General features: G+C 67.7%; 15 protein-coding genes. 8 read left to right on the top strand and 7 right to left on the bottom strand.

What is annotated here, in order from left to right:
* The first annotated feature begins 427 nt into the window (after positions 1–427).
* Entirely contained in the window at positions 428–1,765 is a 1,338-nt protein-coding gene (locus ACIQOU_RS10095) for an MATE family efflux transporter (RefSeq protein WP_401535674.1), read from the top strand.
* A 442-nt stretch (positions 1,766–2,207) separates the two neighbouring features.
* Here the strand turns inward: ACIQOU_RS10095 and rplI are convergent, their stop codons facing one another.
* The 4 genes from rplI to rpsF form a co-directional block, all read right to left on the bottom strand.
* The gene (gene rplI, locus ACIQOU_RS10090) at positions 2,208–2,654 is read right to left on the bottom strand and encodes a 50S ribosomal protein L9 (protein ID WP_401535672.1); all 447 of its coding nucleotides are present in this window, start codon (positions 2,652–2,654) and stop codon (positions 2,208–2,210) included.
* Positions 2,655–2,672: 18 nt separating this feature from the next.
* Entirely contained in the window at positions 2,673–2,909 is a 237-nt protein-coding gene (gene rpsR / locus ACIQOU_RS10085) for a 30S ribosomal protein S18 (RefSeq protein WP_003949403.1), read from the bottom strand.
* Positions 2,910–2,953: 44 nt separating this feature from the next.
* A complete protein-coding gene (locus ACIQOU_RS10080) occupies positions 2,954–3,559 on the bottom strand; it encodes a single-stranded DNA-binding protein (protein WP_401535670.1) in 606 nt (201 codons plus the stop codon).
* A gap of 78 nt (positions 3,560–3,637) precedes the next feature.
* Entirely contained in the window at positions 3,638–3,928 is a 291-nt protein-coding gene (gene rpsF, locus ACIQOU_RS10075) for a 30S ribosomal protein S6 (protein WP_401535669.1), read from the bottom strand.
* Between the two features lie 286 nt (positions 3,929–4,214).
* On the opposite strand from rpsF, the gene ACIQOU_RS10070 reads away from it, so the two are divergent.
* The 3 genes from ACIQOU_RS10070 to ACIQOU_RS10060 all read left to right on the top strand — a co-directional run bounded on the left by ACIQOU_RS10070 (position 4,215) and on the right by ACIQOU_RS10060 (position 6,927).
* Positions 4,215–4,529, top strand: a complete 315-nt coding sequence (locus tag ACIQOU_RS10070) for a hypothetical protein (protein WP_401535668.1) — start codon at positions 4,215–4,217, stop codon at positions 4,527–4,529.
* Positions 4,530–4,708: 179 nt separating this feature from the next.
* A complete protein-coding gene (gene femX / locus ACIQOU_RS10065; RefSeq protein WP_401535667.1) occupies positions 4,709–5,830 on the top strand; it encodes a peptidoglycan bridge formation glycyltransferase FemX in 1,122 nt (373 codons plus the stop codon).
* A 65-nt stretch (positions 5,831–5,895) separates the two neighbouring features.
* The gene (locus ACIQOU_RS10060) at positions 5,896–6,927 is read left to right on the top strand and encodes an alanine racemase (protein ID WP_401535666.1); all 1,032 of its coding nucleotides are present in this window, start codon (positions 5,896–5,898) and stop codon (positions 6,925–6,927) included.
* 102 nt (positions 6,928–7,029) lie between these two features.
* On the opposite strand, the gene ACIQOU_RS10055 is transcribed toward ACIQOU_RS10060, so the two are convergent.
* Positions 7,030–8,538: a glycosyltransferase family 87 protein gene (locus ACIQOU_RS10055; protein WP_401535665.1), complete on the bottom strand. Its 1,509-nt coding sequence runs from the start codon at positions 8,536–8,538 to the stop codon at positions 7,030–7,032.
* A gap of 137 nt (positions 8,539–8,675) precedes the next feature.
* Positions 8,676–11,345 carry a transglycosylase domain-containing protein gene (locus ACIQOU_RS10050; RefSeq protein WP_401535664.1) on the bottom strand — a complete coding sequence of 890 codons (2,670 nt, stop codon included), beginning with the start codon at positions 11,343–11,345 and terminating at the stop codon, positions 8,676–8,678.
* 351 nt (positions 11,346–11,696) lie between these two features.
* On the opposite strand from ACIQOU_RS10050, the gene ACIQOU_RS10045 reads away from it, so the two are divergent.
* From ACIQOU_RS10045 to ACIQOU_RS10030, 4 genes are all read left to right on the top strand, one after another.
* A complete protein-coding gene (locus ACIQOU_RS10045) occupies positions 11,697–12,380 on the top strand; it encodes a PadR family transcriptional regulator (protein WP_401535662.1) in 684 nt (227 codons plus the stop codon).
* 45 nt (positions 12,381–12,425) lie between these two features.
* Entirely contained in the window at positions 12,426–13,508 is a 1,083-nt protein-coding gene (locus tag ACIQOU_RS10040; protein WP_401535660.1) for an inositol-3-phosphate synthase, read from the top strand.
* A gap of 117 nt (positions 13,509–13,625) precedes the next feature.
* Complete coding sequence (locus tag ACIQOU_RS10035) at positions 13,626–14,888, top strand: MFS transporter (protein ID WP_401535659.1); 1,263 nt, start codon at positions 13,626–13,628, stop codon at positions 14,886–14,888.
* A gap of 123 nt (positions 14,889–15,011) precedes the next feature.
* A complete protein-coding gene (locus tag ACIQOU_RS10030) occupies positions 15,012–15,482 on the top strand; it encodes a hypothetical protein (protein ID WP_401535657.1) in 471 nt (156 codons plus the stop codon).
* A 157-nt stretch (positions 15,483–15,639) separates the two neighbouring features.
* On the opposite strand, the gene ACIQOU_RS10025 is transcribed toward ACIQOU_RS10030, so the two are convergent.
* Entirely contained in the window at positions 15,640–17,082 is a 1,443-nt protein-coding gene (locus ACIQOU_RS10025) for a CCA tRNA nucleotidyltransferase (RefSeq protein WP_401535656.1), read from the bottom strand.
* Positions 17,083–17,136: the final 54 nt, after the last annotated feature.

The following is a 17,136-nucleotide window of genomic DNA, read 5'->3' as shown; positions in this document are numbered from 1 at the left end:
TAGCCGTGCCCCACATTTCTACGGCACGGCACTGACAAATAAGAGGCCCAACTCCGGTTCGGGCGCGTCGGTTTTGTGACGGTTTCCCGGCCGACGGACGGAGTGGGCGCGGGACTACGGTAGGCCGGTGGGACCCCTCAGCCAATCTGGTTATCCACAGGCCATGTGGACGACGGGCCTGATGCTGTGGAGAACTCGCCGAAACCTGTGCACGACCCGGTGGACAGCTCTGTGAACAAGGTCGCGTTGACTCGCCCTCCACCCTCCTGACCAGCAATTTTCCCATCCACTGGCTGTGCAGAAGAAAAAGTTTCGCCATCGGGGCAAGATCTCTTCGAACGCTGCGCGAAAGAGCGCACCACAGGACCACATGTAAGGGTCAGAAGAGAATTGCATCTCTTACCTGTGGATGATTACATTGATGCTCATGACACAGGCTCCCGCGCCCACCAGGGCCGCCCGGCGACAGCACGATCGAGAGATCGTGGCACTGGCCGTCCCGGCCTTCGGCGCACTCGTCGCCGAGCCCCTCTTCGTCATGGCCGACAGCGCCATCGTCGGCCATCTCGGCACTGCCCAACTCGCCGGACTCGGCGTCGCCTCGGCCCTCCTCACGACAGCCGTGAGCGTCTTCGTCTTCCTTGCCTACGCCACTACCGCAGCCGTCGCCCGGCGCGTCGGAGCCGATGATCTACAGGCCGCCATCCGCCAGGGCATGGACGGCATCTGGCTCGCGCTCCTGCTCGGCGCCGCCGTCATCGCCGTCGTCCTGCCCACGGCACCGTCCCTGGTCGAGCTCTTCGGCGCCTCCGACACCGCAGCCCCCTACGCGACCACGTACCTGCGCATCTCCGCACTCGGCATCCCGGCCATGCTCGTCGTCCTCGCGGCGACTGGTGTCCTGCGCGGCCTCCAGAACACCAGGACGCCCCTGTACGTCGCCGGCGCCGGCTTCGTCGCCAACGGCCTCCTCAACGCACTCCTCGTCTACGGCGTCGGCTTCGGCATCGCCGGTTCCGCCTGGGGCACCGTCATCGCCCAGTGCGGCATGGCCGGCGTCTATCTCGTCGTGGTCGTCCGGGGCGCCCGTCGGCACGGTGCCTCCCTGCGCCCCGACCTCGCGGGGATACGGAACTCCGCCCAGGCGGGCGTGCCGCTCCTGATCCGCACCCTGTCGCTGCGGGCGGTCCTGATGATCGCCACGGCCATCGCCGCCCGGCTCGGCGATGCGGAGATCGCGGCTCACCAGATCATCCTGTCCCTGTGGAGCCTGCTCGCCTTCGCCCTCGACGCCATCGCGATCGCCGGGCAGGCCATCATCGGGCGCTACCTCGGGGCCGACGACCCCGCGGGCGCCCGTGTCGTCTGCCGCCGCATGGTGCAGTGGGGCATCGGGGTCGGCGTCGTCCTCGGTCTGCTGGTGGTGGCCACCCGGCCGATCTTCCTGACCTTGTTCACCGGTGACCAGATCGTCAAGGACGCCGCGTTGCCCGCTCTGGTGATCGTGGCTCTCGCCCAGCCGATCTGCGGCATCGTCTACGTCCTGGACGGCGTCCTGATGGGCGCGGGCGACGGCCCGTATCTGGCCTGGGCGATGCTGATCACTCTGGCCGCCTTCACCCCTGTCGCGCTGCTCGTCCCGACGGTCGGCGGTGGGCTCACGGCGCTGTGGGCAGCCATGACGCTGATGATGACCGTGCGCATGGCGACCCTGTGGCTGCGCACCCGCTCCGGCCGCTGGATCGTGACGGGCGCGACGCGCTGAACGAAGTCCGAGGCCCGGCACTCAACACCCGTTGCTCTCGGTACCCGGCACGGTCGACGCTCGACGCGGTCCGTGCTCGACGCGATCGGCGCCTCGCACGCGGTCGGTGTTTCACGTGAAACACCGACCGCCTCGACCAACCTCTGACTCGATGGCCGACCAGGTTGGCTAACAGGCACGGCAAGCGTCTACTGAATAGACGCTTCCTCCCACTCACGTTTCACGTGAAACATGGCCGAGCGGAACACCCCGCCCGCCGCGCCCCTCGGCCGTTCCAGCCACCTCGGTCGACGCGCCACCACGACCGGTGCCTCCACCCCGTCGCATCTCTCTCCACCTCAACCCGTGCCTCTGCTCAACGTCCCCCACAGAAAGCACGAAGAAGGGCCGTACCCCGGCTGGGTACGGCCCTTCTCTCAGCTGTTCAAGCCAAGCGCGGCGATCAGGCCGCGACGACCTCGATGTTGACCTTGGCGGCAACCTCGGGGTGCAGACGCACGGACGTCTCGTGACCGCCCAGGGTCTTGATCGGCGTGCCCAGCTCGATGCGGCGCTTGTCGACCTCGGGGCCACCGGCAGCCTTGATCGCCGAAGCGACGTCGGCCGGGGTGACGGAACCGAAGAGACGACCGGCGTCGCCGGAGCGGACGGCCAGACGGACCTTCACACCTTCGAGCTGGGCCTTGATCGCGTTGGCCTGCTCGATGGTCTGGATCTCGTGGATCTTGCGAGCGCGACGGATCTGCTCGACGTCCTTCTCGCCACCCTTGGTCCAGCGGATAGCGAAGTTCCGCGGGATCAGGTAGTTGCGAGCGTAACCGTCCTTGACGTCGACGACGTCGCCCGCGGCACCGAGGCCGGAGACCTCGTGGGTGAGGATGATCTTCATGTTTCGGTCACCCTTCCCTTATCGCGCGGTGGAGGTGTAGGGCAGCAGCGCCATCTCACGGCTGTTCTTGACGGCCGTGGCGACGTCACGCTGGTGCTGCGTGCAGTTGCCGGTCACGCGGCGGGCACGGATCTTGCCGCGGTCGGAAATGAACTTCCGCAGCATGTTCGTGTCCTTGTAGTCCACGTACGTGACCTTGTCCTTGCAGAATGCGCAGACCTTCTTCTTAGGCTTGCGCACAGGCGGCTTCGCCATGTGATTCTCCTGTGTGATCAAGAAGTGGGGATGCGGGCCCAGCCCTAGAAGGGGGGCTCGTCCGAGTAGCCGCCGCCACCGCCGCCGCCGGAGTTTCCACCCCAGCCGCCGCCACCGCCGCCGCCCTGCTGGTTGCCACCGGCGGGAGCACCGCCGGTCGCCCACGGGTCTTCTGCGGGAGCGCTGCCGCCCTGCTGGCCGCCGCCGGAGTTTCCACCCCAGCCGCCGCCACCCTGGCCGCCACCGCCACCGCCGCCGTAACCACCCTGGCCACCGCGACCGCCACCGGCGGTCTTGGTCACCTTCGCCGTGGCACTGCGGAGACTGGCGCCGACTTCCTCGACGTCCAGCTCGTAGACCGTGCGCTTGACGCCCTCACGGTCCTCGTAGGACCGCTGCTTCAGCCGGCCCTGCACGATGACGCGCATGCCTCGCTGGAGCGACTCGGCGACGTTCTCGGCCGCCTGACGCCAGACCGAGCAGGTGAGGAACAGGCTTTCGCCGTCCTTCCACTCGTTCGTCTGACGGTCGAAGGTCCGGGGCGTGGACGCGACACGGAACTTCGCGACGGCCGCACCGGAAGGGGTGAAGCGCAGCTCGGGGTCGTCGACAAGATTGCCGACGACCGTGATGACGGTCTCGCCTGCCATGGGGGAACCTCTCGGCGGGTTTGCTGCTGGCTGCTTGGTGCTGCTACTCGAATCCCGAGATCAGCTGAGCGGGAGAGCTCAGTGGTTCTCGGGGCGGAGGACCTTGGTCCGGAGGACCGACTCGTTCAGGTTCAGCTGGCGGTCGAGCTCCTTGACGACCGCAGGCTCGGCCTGCAAGTCGATGACCGAGTAGATGCCCTCGGGCTTCTTCTTGATCTCGTACGAGAGACGACGACGGCCCCAGGTGTCGACCTTCTCGACCTTTCCGTCGCCCTCACGGACGACGGAGAGGAAGTTCTCGATCAGGGGGGCGACAGCGCGCTCTTCCAGATCGGGGTCGAGGATGACCATCAGCTCGTAGTGACGCATGTAGAACCCACCTCCTTTGGACTCAGCGGCCACGGTCGTTCCGTGGCAGGAGGGTTGTGATGCGTGCGCAACGGTATCGGCCACCACTGACAATCGGGGGCCGCGAACGGAAACCCCGGTCTGGCCTGGGACGAATCCCGGGCACTGTCCGGGCAGACACCGGTGCAGACGGTACAGACTACCCGCACGGCGGCTTCCGGTTGAAATCCGGCCCCTCGGGCAGTCAACTTGTACACATCGGGTGTGTATGGCGCTACGGTGCGCCGTCTTCCGCAGGAGGTGCCTCATGGCACAGGCATTGCGACCCAACACCGTCGGCGGACTCTTCGCCACGGACGGAAAGTCCCACCCTCTCCAGGACACACTGCTCGCGGTGACGTTGGTGCTGGGCGTCCTCGCCTTCGTCACGGCGATGTTCCACAGCCTGCACCTGATCAGCTCCTGGGCCGGTCTGGTGGGCATCCTCACCGGGGCGTACGGCCAGTGGATCTCGGTGACGACGCGCGAGCGCTTCGGGCTCATCGTGGGGATGGGCGCCTCGGCGGTCGGTTTCTTCCTCGGCATGGCCCACGGCGGTCTGTTCGGCGGGATCGTCGGCTGACACCTCGGGGACCGTTTCCCCAAGGCCGTACAAAGCACCACGGAACGCCCCGGCTGCCCGCGGGCCGGGGCGCCGCTTCCGTACGCCCATCCAGGGCGCTCGCACGGCGCAGTAGGCTTCGCCGCGAGAGCCGGAGCCCCTGTACCCATGGGGACACACCAGCCCGAGGAGCGCCCCGAATGAGCCTGACCCTGAGGACGATCAGCCGCGAGCAGCATCTGGCGTACATCCAGAGCCTGCCGTCGGCGAGCCACATGCAGGTTCCCGCCTGGGCCGACGTCAAGGCGGAGTGGCGCTCCGAGAGCCTCGGCTGGTTCGACGACCGCAACGGCGAACTGGTCGGCGCGGGGCTCGTCCTCTACCGGCAGCTGCCCAAGATCAAGCGCTACCTCGCCTATCTGCCCGAGGGCCCGGTCATCAACTGGTTCGCGCCGAATCTCACCGAGTGGCTCGAACCGATGCTCGCGCACCTCAAGCACCAGGGCGCCTTCTCGGTGAAGATGGGCCCGCCGGTGATCATCCGGCGCTGGGACGCGAACTCGATCAAGCAGGGCATCCAGAACCCGGACGTGAAGCGGCTGCGGGACATCGAGGCCGACTTCATCGAGCCGCGCGCCTTCGAGGTCTCCGACAAGCTGCGCCGGATGGGCTGGCAGCAGGGCGAGGACGGCGGGGCCGGCTTCGGAGACGTACAGCCCCGTTACGTCTTCCAGGTGCCGCTGGCCAACCGGTCCCTGGAAGAGGTCCACAAGAACTTCAACCAGTTGTGGCGCCGCAACATCAAGAAGGCCGAGAAGGCCGGTGTCGAGGTCGTCCAGGGTGGCTACCAGGACCTGGAGGAGTGGCAGCGGCTGTACGAGATCACGGCCGTGCGCGACCACTTCCGGCCGCGTCCGCTCTCGTACTTCCAGCGCATGTGGACGGCCCTCAACTCCGAGGACCCCAACCGGATGCGGCTGTACTTCGCCCGCCACAACGGCGTGAACCTGTCGGCGGCGACCATGCTGATCGTCGGCGGGCACGTCTGGTACTCCTACGGCGCCTCCGACAACATCGGCCGCGAGGTCCGGCCCTCGAACGCGATGCAGTGGCGGATGCTGCGCGACGCCTACGCGCTCGGCGCGACCGCCTACGACCTGCGCGGCATCTCCGACTCGCTGGACGAGACCGACCACCTCTTCGGCCTGATCCAGTTCAAGGTCGGCACCGGCGGCCAAGCGGCCGAGTACCTCGGGGAGTGGGACTTCCCGCTCAACAAGCTGCTCCACAAGGCGCTCGACATCTACATGTCACGCCGCTGACATCACGTTCAGTGATTCCATACCTCTGACACACCGCAGCCACGAGAAAGGTCCCAGGTCCGGCCATGGCGCTCACGCTCTACGTCGACACCGCGCGCTGGCGGGCGCACCACAAGCACGTGCAGGAGCAGTTCCCGGCGCTCGTCCCGGTCTGCAAGGGCAACGGCTACGGCTTCGGGCACGAGCGGCTGGCGGAGGAGGCCACCCGCCTCGGTTCGGACGTCCTGGCCGTCGGAACGACGTACGAGGCCGCGCGGATCAAGGACTGGTTCGGCGGTGACCTGCTGGTGCTGACGCCGTACCGACGCGGCGAGGAGCCCGTCCCGCTGCCCGACCGGGTGATCCGCTCGGTGTCGTCGGTGGACGGGGTGTACGGCCTGGTGGGTGCCCGGGTGGTCATCGAGGTGATGTCCTCGATGAAGCGGCACGGGATCAGCGAGCAGGATCTGCCGCAGCTGCACGCCGCCATAGAGAACGTCCGCCTCGAAGGCTTCGCCATCCACCTGCCGCTGGACCGGACCGACGGCACGGACGCCGTCGAGGAGGTCATCGGCTGGATGGACCGGCTGCGCGCGGCCCGGCTCCCGCTGCACACGATGCTCGTGAGCCACCTCAAGGCCGATGAACTCGCCCGGTTGCAGCAGCAGTTCCCGCAGACCCGGTTCCGCGCCCGGATCGGCACGCGGCTGTGGCTGGGGGACCACGAGGCGACCGAGTACCGCGGGGCGGTCCTGGACGTCACGCGCGTCACCAAGGGCGACCGTTTCGGCTACCGCCAGCAGCGCGCGGCCTCGGACGGCTTCCTGGTGGTCGTGGCGGGCGGTACGTCGCACGGGGTGGGTCTGGAGGCCCCCAAGGCGCTGCACGGCGTCATGCCGCGTGCCAAGGGCGTCGCCCGGGCCGGTCTCGCCACGGTCAACCGGAATCTGTCGCCGTTCGTCTGGGGTGGCAAGCAGCGCTGGTTCGCCGAGCCGCCGCACATGCAGGTGTCGATCCTCTTCGTGCCGTCGGACGCGCCCGAGCCGCACGTCGGCGAGGAGCTGGTGGCCCATCTGCGGCACACCACCACGCAGTTCGACCGCATCATGGACCGCTGAGCCGCACGGACACGGGCAGAACGAAGGGCCGTACCCGGACTGATCCGAGTACGGCCCTTCGTCGTGGACGTGGCTGGGCGCAGCGGTTCCCGGCCTGTTCGCTCAGAGCGAACGGTCCGTGGGAGACTCCGTACCCGGGCCTCCCCACTCCACCGGCGTCCCCTCGACGGACGCCTCGTACCGCGCCGAGCGGGCGGCCGCGCCGAGCACGAAGACGTCCTGGGCGCCGTCGAGCACGCCTCCTGACGGGTCGTCGTCGCCGGACCTGCGCACCGGGTCCCGTTCCGGCATGAAGATGTCGCGCACCACCATGACGCACAGGTACAGCGTGCCGAGCAGGTGCACGGCGATCGCCCAGTGGTAGCCGTCCTGCGGCAGGCCCTTGTGGGCGTCGCCGCTGGTCGTGTAGGCGAGGTACATCCAGATGCCCAGGAAGTACAGGACCTCGCAGGCCTGCCAGATCAGGAAGTCCCGCCACTTGGGCCGGGCCAGGACGGCCAGCGGCACCAGCCACAGGACGTACTGCGGCGAGTAGACCTTGTTGGTGAGGATGAACACCGCGACGACCAGGAAGGCGAGTTGCGCGAACCGCGGCCGACGCGGCGCGGTCAGAGTGAGCGCCGCGATGCCCACGCAGCCGAGCAGCACCAGCAGCGTGGCCAGGGTGTTGACGGTCTCGGTGTTCAGGGGGCTGGTCGAGTTCTGGGCGAGGATCAGCCAGAACGATCCGAAGTCGACGCCTCGGCTCTGGCTGAAGCGGTAGAACTGCGCCCAGCCGTCCCAAGCGAGGAGCATCACCGGCAGATTCACCACGAGCCAGGCGACGACGGTGCCGGCCAGGGCCTTACCGAAGTCCCGCCACTTGCCGACCCGCCAGCACAGCACGAACAGCGGGCCGAGCAGGAAGACGGGGTAGAGCTTGGCGGCCGTGGCGAGCCCCAGGAGGACGCCGAACGCGACCGGGCGGCTCCGGGACCACATCAGCATCGCCGCAGCCGTCAGGGCGACGGCCAGCAGGTCCCAGTTGATGGTGGCGGTCAGCGCGAAGGCGGGTGCCAGGGCGACCAGCAGGCCGTCCCACGGGCGCCGACGCTGTGTGCGGGCCACGCTGACGGCGATGATGGCCGCGCACGCCATCAGCATCCCGGCGTTGACCATCCAGTACCACTGTTCCTGGTGCTGGATGGTGCCACTGCCCGGGGTGAGCCACTCGGCGACCTCCATGAACACACCGGTCAGCACCGGGTATTCGAGGTACGGCATGTCGCCGGAGAGCTTGTCGAAGTACGGCACGAGCCCGTCGGCGAAGCCACGCCCCTGGTACAGGTGCGGGATGTCCGAGTAGCACGCCTTGGTGTACTGCGAACTGGCCCCGAAGAACCAGGCGCCGTTGTAGCAGGGCGCCTTCTGGATCAGGCCCAGGGCGAACATCCCGATCGCGACGAGCGCGACGATCCGCACGGGCGTCCACCAGGACGACCCGGTCAGGGCGTAACGCCCCAGAGGGCCGCCGATCAGCTCACTCCCGGACCGGGAGACCGGGTCCTCCCTGGTCGGCAGGACCGGCTCCGGTTCGTGCGCGCTCACTTGCGTCGATTCAGCACTGGGCATGGCGCACATCCTGCCGTACGCGCCTGGGAATACGCCGAGGGCCACCGCACCGGATGAGTGCGACGGCCCACGTTTCACGTGAAACACCCGCTGAGCGATGTTTCACGTGAAACGTCGCTCAGCGGGCGAAACGGTGCTTAACCGGCGGGGCCTCCGAAGAAGCCCCCACTGTCACTGCCTCGGGTGTCCCCGGTGCCGTCCGTCTCCGAGGTCGTCGGGGACGGGGAGGTGCTTCCGTCAGTACCGCCGTCGTCCTCGCACTGCCAGCTGAACCGGCAGGTCTCGGACGCGGAGGGCGACGGAGTCGTCTCCGACTCGGTGGGCGTCGGGGTCGGCGTCGGAGTCGGCGTCTCCGACTCGGTCTCGGTGGGCGTCGGGGTCGGCGTCGGGGTCGGGTCGGCGTTGACGACCTCACCGATCGGCTCCGGAGTCGGGAAGTCCTTCACGGGCAGGCCCTTCATCGCCTGCTCCATGTAGTCGTGCCAGATCTCGGAGGGGAAGGACGCGCCGTGGATCTTCTTCTGGCCACCCGTACCGAACATCTCCAGGAACGTGCGGTTCTTCTGCGACTCGTCGTCGTCGTACCGGAACATGGTGATCGACGTGGACAGCTGCGGGGTGTAGCCCACGAACCAGGCGGACTTGTTGCCGTCGGTGGTACCGGTCTTGCCTGCCACCGCACGGTCGGACAGCTCGGCGTTGGTACCCGTGCCCTTCTCCACCACGGTCTTCAGCACGTCGGTGACGTTGTCCGCGACCTGCGGGGTGAAGGCCTGCTTCATCTTGTCCGTGTGTTCGTAGTCCGTGCCGTCCTTGCTGGTGACCTTCGTGACGGAAAACGGATCGCGCTGCTCGCCACTGGCCGCGAAGGTGCCATACGCGCCCGCCATGCGGATGGCGCTCGGGTCGGAGATGCCGATGGAGAACGACGGGAAGCTGGTGCCGGCCAGGCTGTCTTCCTTGAGGCCGGCGTCGATGGCGGCGTCCTTGACCTTGTCCAGGCCGACATCCATGCCGAGCTGCACGAACGCGGAGTTCACCGACTCCCGCATCGCCTCACGGAGGTCGATCTTGTAGTTGGGAGGAGTGCCGTAGTTCTGCTGACCGTCATTGGTCTGGAGCCACTCCTTGCCCTCCTCGTTCTTCCAGACCGTCCCGTCGTACTTCTTGATCTTGAGCCCGTTCTTACCGCTGAACAGGCTCTTCGGCGAGACCTTGGTGCGCTCGTCCTGGGCCTGCTCGTCGCCCAGGCTCGGGTTCCGCACGCCCCACTTCATCGCGGCGGCGAGCACGAACGGCTTGAACGTCGAGCCGACCTGGGCGCCGGTGACATCGGCGTTGTCGGTGAAGTGCTTGGTCGCGTCCTCACCGCCGTAGATCGCCTTGATGGCACCGGTCGTCGGATCGACCGAGGCACCGCCGAACTGGACGTGGGTGTCCGTCTTCGGACGCTGCTCGGGCTTGATGTTGGCCTTCTGGACCTTCGTGACGGCCGCTTCGAGTTCCTTGACCTTCTTCTTGTCGAAGGTCGTGTAGATCGAGTAGCCGCCCCGCTGGATCTCGTCGGCGCTGATGTCCGTGTTGTTGACCAGGTACGCCTTGGCGAGGTCGACGAGGTAGCCGACCTGGCCGCTCAGCCGGAAGTTGGAACGGGGGTTCTCCAGCTTGGGGAGCGTGGTGTACTTCGCCCGTTCCGTGGCGTCCAGGTGGCCGTACTCGACCATCTTGTCGAGGGTGTCCTGCATCTGCCGCGTGGCCCGCTTGGTGTTGGCCTCACGTGTGGCGTTCGTCGGGTCGATCGAGGGGTTGCCCGCGGGGTCGTAGTAGGTGGCGCCCTTGAGCATCGCCGCCAGGAAGGCACACTCGTCCGGCTTGAGGTCCTTGGCGTCCTTGTTGAAGTAGGCGCGCGAGGCCGCCTGGAGACCGTAGGCGCTACGGCCGAAGTACGCGGAGTTCAGGTACCCCGCCATGATCTTTTCCTTGGGCTCCGTGGAACCCACCTTGATCGAGACGAGGATCTCCTTGAACTTGCGGGAGATGGTCTGCGACTGGTCGTTGAGCATGGCGTTCTTCACGTACTGCTGGGTGATGGTGGAGCCACCCTGGACCTGGCCGCCACGTGCCATGTTGAAGAAGGCGCGCGCGATGCCCTTGGGGTCGACGCCCTTGTCGGTCTCGAAGGTCTTGTTCTCCTGCGAGATGACCGCGTACCGCATCTCCTTGGGGATCTGCGCGTAGTTGAGATTCTGACGGTTTATCTCACCACCGGTGGACACCATCTGGGAGCCGTCGGACCAGTAGAAGACGTTGTTCTGGGCCTTGGCCGTCTTGTCTATGTCCGGGACACCGACGACGGCGTACCCGACACCCGCGACCGCGATCAGGCCGCCGAAGAAGGCGATGAAGAGCCCGGTCACCATCTTCCAGGACGGCAGCCAGCGGGCGACGCCGTACTTGCCTGCCCGCGGATAGTCGATGAAACGCTTCTTGCCGGGATCAGCGGGGCGGCCTCTGCCCCGTCCGGGCCCGCTCGGGCCGCCCGGTGCGCCGCGGCGCCCCCCACGGGCGGGCTCGGCCGCCTTGCGACGGCCCCCTCCACTTCTCTGTGAGGCGCGCCTGGACTCGGCACGGCCGCCGTACGACCGTTCCTCGTCCATCGGCTCCTGGCCCAGCCCGTAATCGGACGGGGACCCGGTGGCGCCTCGCGGTGCCGCACGGCGGCCGGAGGACGAGCCGGACTGGCCGCGTCGGGCCGCGGCACGTCCGCCTCCCTGCGGCTGCGGCGGTTTGCGACGGTGCTCGCTCATCGAACGACTACTCCTCGGGCAGGCGCACCTTTGCGCGCCTGGAAACGGCGGCTGGTTTCCGGTCCCCCCGAAGTACGGATGTGGTCGTTTCCTCATTCACCCGTACTGCACCGAGGAGCATGACGTCCCCCTGCGTCACTCGGTTCCCGGTGGTCTGCATGGCGCACAGACTACGCACCGTCAAAACCCGCCGAGTCCATAACTTCACCCCAAATCAGGCAACTTGCCTGGGATGAATAAGTGATGTGACCCCGTTCACCATCTCACCACTTGTCGCATCCGCACCGCCGACCTATCGTCTAGATATATCGAGTCGATACATCAGCGCGACCGGAGCGAGGAGGCGAGGAGATGAGCCGGCGGTCCGGCATCCTTGAGTTCGCCATCCTCGGACTGCTCCGCGAGTGCCCGATGCACGGGTATGAACTGCGCAAACGACTCAACACGTCACTGGGCGTGTTCCGTGCGTTCAGCTACGGGACGCTCTACCCCTGCCTCAAGACGCTGGTCGGGCACGGCTGGTTGATCGAGGACCCGGGGAACGCCCCCGAGGACGCGTCGGCGGCGCCCCTGTCAGGGCGCCGCGCCAAGATCGTCTATCGGTTGACGACAGAGGGTAAGGAACACTTCGAGGAGCTGCTCTCGCAGACGGGCCCCGACGCGTACGAGGACGAGACCTTCGCCGCCCGTTTCGCGTTCTTCGGGCAGACGTCGCGTGACGTACGCGTGCGCGTACTGGAAGGCCGCCGCAGCCGGCTGGAGGAGCGGCTGGAGAAGATGCGCGCCTCCCTGGCACGCACGCGTGAGCGCCTCGACGACTACACGCTTGAGCTCCAACGCCACGGGATGGAGTCCGTGGAGCGCGAAGTGCGCTGGTTGAACGAGCTCATCGAGAGCGAGCGGGCCGGACACGACCTGAAGGGATTCACCTCCGGGAGGTCCGGTCGGCGGAGCACCACATCTGGAGCGTCGGGCGCCCTGCCCCGGCCCGGGGACACCCCTGGGCCGGATGCGTCCGACGACACCGCAACGTGACGGTCCGTCAAGGACGTCACCACTTACACACAGGGAGCAACCGGAATGGGTTCGGTTCGTGTGGCCATCGTCGGCGTGGGCAACTGTGCCGCGTCGTTGGTGCAGGGAGTCGAGTACTACAAGGACGCCGACCCGGCGTCGAAGGTCCCCGGTCTGATGCACGTCCAGTTCGGCGACTACCACGTCGGTGACGTCGAGTTCGTCGCGGCGTTCGACGTCGACGCGAAGAAGGTCGGCCTCGATCTCGCGGACGCGATCGGCGCCTCCGAGAACAACACCATCAAGATCGCCGATGTGCCGAACACCGGCGTCACGGTCCAGCGCGGGCACACCCTCGACGGTCTGGGCAAGTACTACCGCCTGACGATCGAGGAGTCCCCCGAGGCACCCGTCGACGTGGTGCAGATCCTCAAGGACAAGCAGGTCGACGTCCTCGTCTGCTACCTGCCCGTCGGTTCCGACGACGCGGCGAAGTACTACGCGCAGTGCGCCATCGACGCCAAGGTCGCCTTCGTCAACGCCCTCCCGGTCTTCATCGCCGGCACCAAGGAGTGGGCCGACAAGTTCACCGAGGCGGGCGTCCCGATCGTCGGCGACGACATCAAGTCGCAGGTCGGCGCCACCATCACGCACCGCGTCATGGCGAAGCTGTTCGAGGACCGGGGCGTGGTCCTGGACCGCACGATGCAGCTGAACGTCGGCGGCAACATGGACTTCAAGAACATGCTGGAGCGCGACCGCCTGGAGTCGAAGAAGATCTCCAAGACGCAGGCCGTCACCTCCCAGATCCCCGACCGCGACCTCGGCGAGAAGAACGTCCACATCGGCCCGTCCGACTACGTCGCCTGGCTCGACGACCGCAAGTGGGCCTACGTGCGTCTTGAGGGCCGCGCCTTCGGTGACGTCCCGCTGAACCTGGAGTACAAGCTTGAGGTCTGGGACTCCCCGAACTCCGCGGGCGTCATCATCGACGCCCTGCGCGCCGCGAAGATCGCCCAGGACCGCGGCATCGGCGGCCCGATCCTGTCGGCGTCGAGCTACTTCATGAAGTCCCCGCCGGTCCAGTACTTCGACGACGAGGCCCGCGAGAACGTGGAGAAGTTCATCAAGGGCGAGGTCGAGCGCTGAGCACCGCGCGCTGAGAGGCGTCGGCGCCTCTCTCCCTAAAAAATCGCTCCTGCCAGGGCTGTCGAGGGTCCCCGGGTCACGCACCCGGGGACCCTCGGCGTATGTGAGGCTGTGCCCATGGCCGTCGTCCGTGACCTGCGCACCCTGCTGCGCCTCGGGAACTTCCGGCGTCTGCTCGCCGTCCGGCTGCTCTCCCAGGGCGCCGACGGCGTCTACCAGGTCGCGCTCGCCGCCTACGTCGTCTTCTCCCCGGAGAAACAGACCTCGGCCGCCGCGATCGCCTCCGCGATGGCCGTCCTGCTGCTCCCGTACTCGCTGGTGGGCCCCTTCGCGGGCGTCCTCCTCGACCGCTGGCGCCGCCGCCAGGTCTTCCTCTACGGCAATCTGCTGCGCGCCCTGCTGGCCGCCGCGACGGCCGTCCTGATCGTCGTCCAGGTCCCGGAGTGGCTCTTCTACGCCTCCGCGCTGTGCGTCACCGCCGTCAACCGCTTCGTCCTGTCCGGCCTGTCCGCCGCGCTGCCCCGCGTGGTCGACGACGAGCGCCTGGTGGTGGCCAACTCCCTTTCCCCGACCGCCGGTACGCTCGCCGCGACTGCGGGCGGCGGCCTCGCCTTCGTGGTGCGGCTGATGGTCGCCGACTCCGACGCCGCCGTGGTGCTGCTGGGCGCCGCTCTGTACCTGTGCGCGGGCCTCGCCTCCCTACGGCTGGGCCGCGACCAGCTCGGCCCGGACCGCGCACCGGCCCACCCGCGCCTCTCGACGGCACTCTCGGACGCCGTGCGCGACCTGCTGGCGGCGGTACGGCATCTGGCCGCGCCCTCGCGCCGGGAGGCGGCCTGGGCGCTGGGCGCGATGACGCTGATGCGGTTCTGCTACGGCGCCCTGCTGGTCATGGTGCTGATGCTGTGCCGGTACGCCTTCTCCTCGACCACCGAGGACGGGCTCGCCCTGCTGGGCCTTGCGGTGGGCGTCTCCGGCGCCGGCTTCTTCGCGGCGGCCGTGGTGACGCCCTGGGCGGTGGGACGGCTCGGCCCCGGCCGCTGGATCGCCGTGTGCGCCGCTGCCGCCGCCGTTCTCGAACTCGCCCTCGGTCTCCCCTTCGCCGTGCCTCCCATGCTGGTCGCGGCGTTCGTCCTGGGCCTCACCACGCAGGGCGCGAAGATCGCGACGGACACGATCGTGCAGTCCTCGGTGGACGACGGCTTCCGCGGCCGAGTCTTCTCCCTCTACGACGTGCTCTTCAACATCGCCTTCGTCGGCGCCGCCGCCCTGGCCGCCCTGATGCTCCCGCCGGACGGCCGCTCGGCGGTCCTGGTGGTCACGGTCGCCGTGGTCTACGGGGCGGTTGCTGCGGCTATAGGCCGCTTTGAACGCCAGTAAGTGTCACATCAAGGCCACAGAGCCCTTCTGGGCCGCGGTGTTGTCGGTCCTGACCGATAACTTACGTGCGTCTTAACTCGGGCCTTACGCCCGTCACACACTCATGTCCAGGGGGACTTCCGCATGACCACACCACCGCCACCGGGCCAGAACCCGTTCGCGCAGGGCCAGCCGCTCGCACAGCAGCCCCAGGGGCAGGCCCCCTACCCTCCGCAGCCGGGATTCCCCCAGCAGGGCGCGCCGTTCGCTCCGGTTCCGCCGCCCCCTCCGGCCCGGCGGTTCAGCAAGAAGCTCATACGCCTCGTCGCGTTCATCGTCGTCGCGATCATCATCGCCGTCGTGAAGTTCTACATCTTCCGGACCGACGCGGAGACCACCTCGGTGGGCAGCTGCATGCACAACAAGGGCAGCGTGAGCAGTGCGGACCTTGAGACAGTCGACTGCTCCTCAAGCGACGCCCAGTACAAGGTCGTCGAGAAGTTCGACGGCACGAGCGACAGCAACAAGTGCGAGAGCGTCCAGAACGCGACGATCTCCTACTACCAGCAGGGCAACAACCACGACGTGGTGCTCTGCCTGACGGAAGTGAAGTAGCGAGCAGAGAGTGCGGTACGCGTACGGGAGGACGGAGCGCGTACGCCCGAGGGGCGGTGTTTCACGTGAAACACCGCCCCTCGGCACATCCGGAAGCCGTCGGCTCTCATGGCAGTGGGGTCATGTTTCACGTGAAACATGACCCCACTGTGTGCCCTCAGCCCTGTTCGGCCCACCACTCCTTGAGTGCCGCCACCGCCACAGTGTGCTCCATGGGCCCATTCTCCAGCCGGAGTTCCAGCAGGAACTTGTACGCCTTGCCGACCGCCGGGCCGGGGCCGATGCCCAGGATCTCCTGGATCTGGTTGCCGTCGAGGTCCGGGCGGATGGCGTCCAGCTCCTCCTGCTCCTGGAGCTGGGAGATCCGCTCCTCCAGCCCGTCGTAGGCCCGGGAGAGGGTCGCCGCCTTGCGCTTGTTGCGGGTGGTGCAGTCCGAACGCGTCAGCTTGTGGAGGCGGTCGAGGAGAGGACCGGCGTCCCGGACATAGCGGCGCACCGCCGAGTCCGTCCACTCCCCGGTGCCGTATCCGTGGAAACGCAGGTGCAGCTCGACCAGACGGGAGACGTCCCGCACCAGTTCGTTGGAGTACTTGAGCGCCGTCATGCGCTTCTTCGTCATCTTCGCGCCGACCACCTCGTGGTGGTGGAACGAGACCCGCCCGTCCTCCTCGAAGCGACGGGTGCGCGGCTTGCCGATGTCGTGCAGCAGCGCGGCCAGCCGGAGGACCAGGTCGGGGCCGTTCTCCTCCAGCTCGATCGCCTGCTCCAGAACGATCAGGGTGTGCTCGTAGACGTCCTTGTGCCGGTGGTGCTCGTCGCTCTCCAGCCGCAGAGCGGGCAGCTCGGGAAGGACGTGCTCGGCGATGCCCGAGTCGACGAGCAACGTCAGGCCCTTGCGCGGGTGCGCGGAGACGATCAGCTTGTTCAGCTCGTCCCGGACCCGCTCGGCGGAGACGATCCCGATCCGGTCGGCCATCTCCTTCATCGCCGTCACGACCTCGGGAGCCACCTCGAAGTCAAGCTGCGCCGCGAACCGCGCCGCCCGCATCATCCGCAGCGGGTCGTCGGAGAAGGACGCCTCCGGAGTGCCCGGCGTGCGCAGCACCCGTGCGGCGAGATCCTCGCGCCCGCCGTGCGGGTCGATGAACGTGCGTTCCGGCAGCGCCAGGGCCATCGCGTTCACGGTGAAGTCCCGCCGGACGAGGTCGTCCTCGATGGAGTCGCCGTAGGACACCTCGGGCTTGCGCGAGGAACGGTCGTAGGCCTCCGAACGGTAGGTCGTCACCTCGATCTGGAAGCCGTCCTTCTGCGCACCGACCGTGCCGAAGGCGATCCCGACCTCCCACACGGCGTCCGCCCACGGCCGGACGATCTTGAGGACGTCGTCGGGCCGTGCGTCCGTCGTGAAGTCGAGGTCGTTGCCGAGCCGACCGAGCAGCGCGTCCCGTACCGAGCCGCCGACCAGGGCGAGAGCGAACCCGGCCTCCTGAAAACGGCGGGCGAGGTCGTCGGCGACGGGGGCGACCCCCAGCGGCTCACTCATCGTGGGCTGCCGCTCCTGGCTCGGGACACGGGGGTTCTGTTCGTTGGCGTTCGGCACAACAGAAGAGGGTACGTGGCCCACGAGGCCCGGGGCGCCTCCATAAAACGTTCA

This window comes from Streptomyces sp. NPDC091279, assembly GCF_044757465.1.
Classification (GTDB): domain Bacteria; phylum Actinomycetota; class Actinomycetes; order Streptomycetales; family Streptomycetaceae; genus Streptomyces.
The sequence above is the reverse complement of the archived record's forward strand: the minus strand, read 5'-3'. Positions and strand labels throughout refer to the sequence as shown.

Coding starts and splice junctions, on each gene's coding strand:
- ACIQOU_RS10095 (WP_401535674.1), top strand. CDS start 428: ATGACACAGGCTCCCGCGCCCACCAGGGCCGCCCGGCGACAGCACGAT.
- rplI (WP_401535672.1), bottom strand. CDS start 2,654: ATGAAGATCATCCTCACCCACGAGGTCTCCGGCCTCGGTGCCGCGGGC.
- rpsR (WP_003949403.1), bottom strand. CDS start 2,909: ATGGCGAAGCCGCCTGTGCGCAAGCCTAAGAAGAAGGTCTGCGCATTC.
- ACIQOU_RS10080 (WP_401535670.1), bottom strand. CDS start 3,559: ATGGCAGGCGAGACCGTCATCACGGTCGTCGGCAATCTTGTCGACGAC.
- rpsF (WP_401535669.1), bottom strand. CDS start 3,928: ATGCGTCACTACGAGCTGATGGTCATCCTCGACCCCGATCTGGAAGAG.
- ACIQOU_RS10070 (WP_401535668.1), top strand. CDS start 4,215: ATGGCACAGGCATTGCGACCCAACACCGTCGGCGGACTCTTCGCCACG.
- femX (WP_401535667.1), top strand. CDS start 4,709: ATGAGCCTGACCCTGAGGACGATCAGCCGCGAGCAGCATCTGGCGTAC.
- ACIQOU_RS10060 (WP_401535666.1), top strand. CDS start 5,896: ATGGCGCTCACGCTCTACGTCGACACCGCGCGCTGGCGGGCGCACCAC.
- ACIQOU_RS10055 (WP_401535665.1), bottom strand. CDS start 8,538: ATGCCCAGTGCTGAATCGACGCAAGTGAGCGCGCACGAACCGGAGCCG.
- ACIQOU_RS10050 (WP_401535664.1), bottom strand. CDS start 11,345: ATGAGCGAGCACCGTCGCAAACCGCCGCAGCCGCAGGGAGGCGGACGT.
- ACIQOU_RS10045 (WP_401535662.1), top strand. CDS start 11,697: ATGAGCCGGCGGTCCGGCATCCTTGAGTTCGCCATCCTCGGACTGCTC.
- ACIQOU_RS10040 (WP_401535660.1), top strand. CDS start 12,426: ATGGGTTCGGTTCGTGTGGCCATCGTCGGCGTGGGCAACTGTGCCGCG.
- ACIQOU_RS10035 (WP_401535659.1), top strand. CDS start 13,626: ATGGCCGTCGTCCGTGACCTGCGCACCCTGCTGCGCCTCGGGAACTTC.
- ACIQOU_RS10030 (WP_401535657.1), top strand. CDS start 15,012: ATGACCACACCACCGCCACCGGGCCAGAACCCGTTCGCGCAGGGCCAG.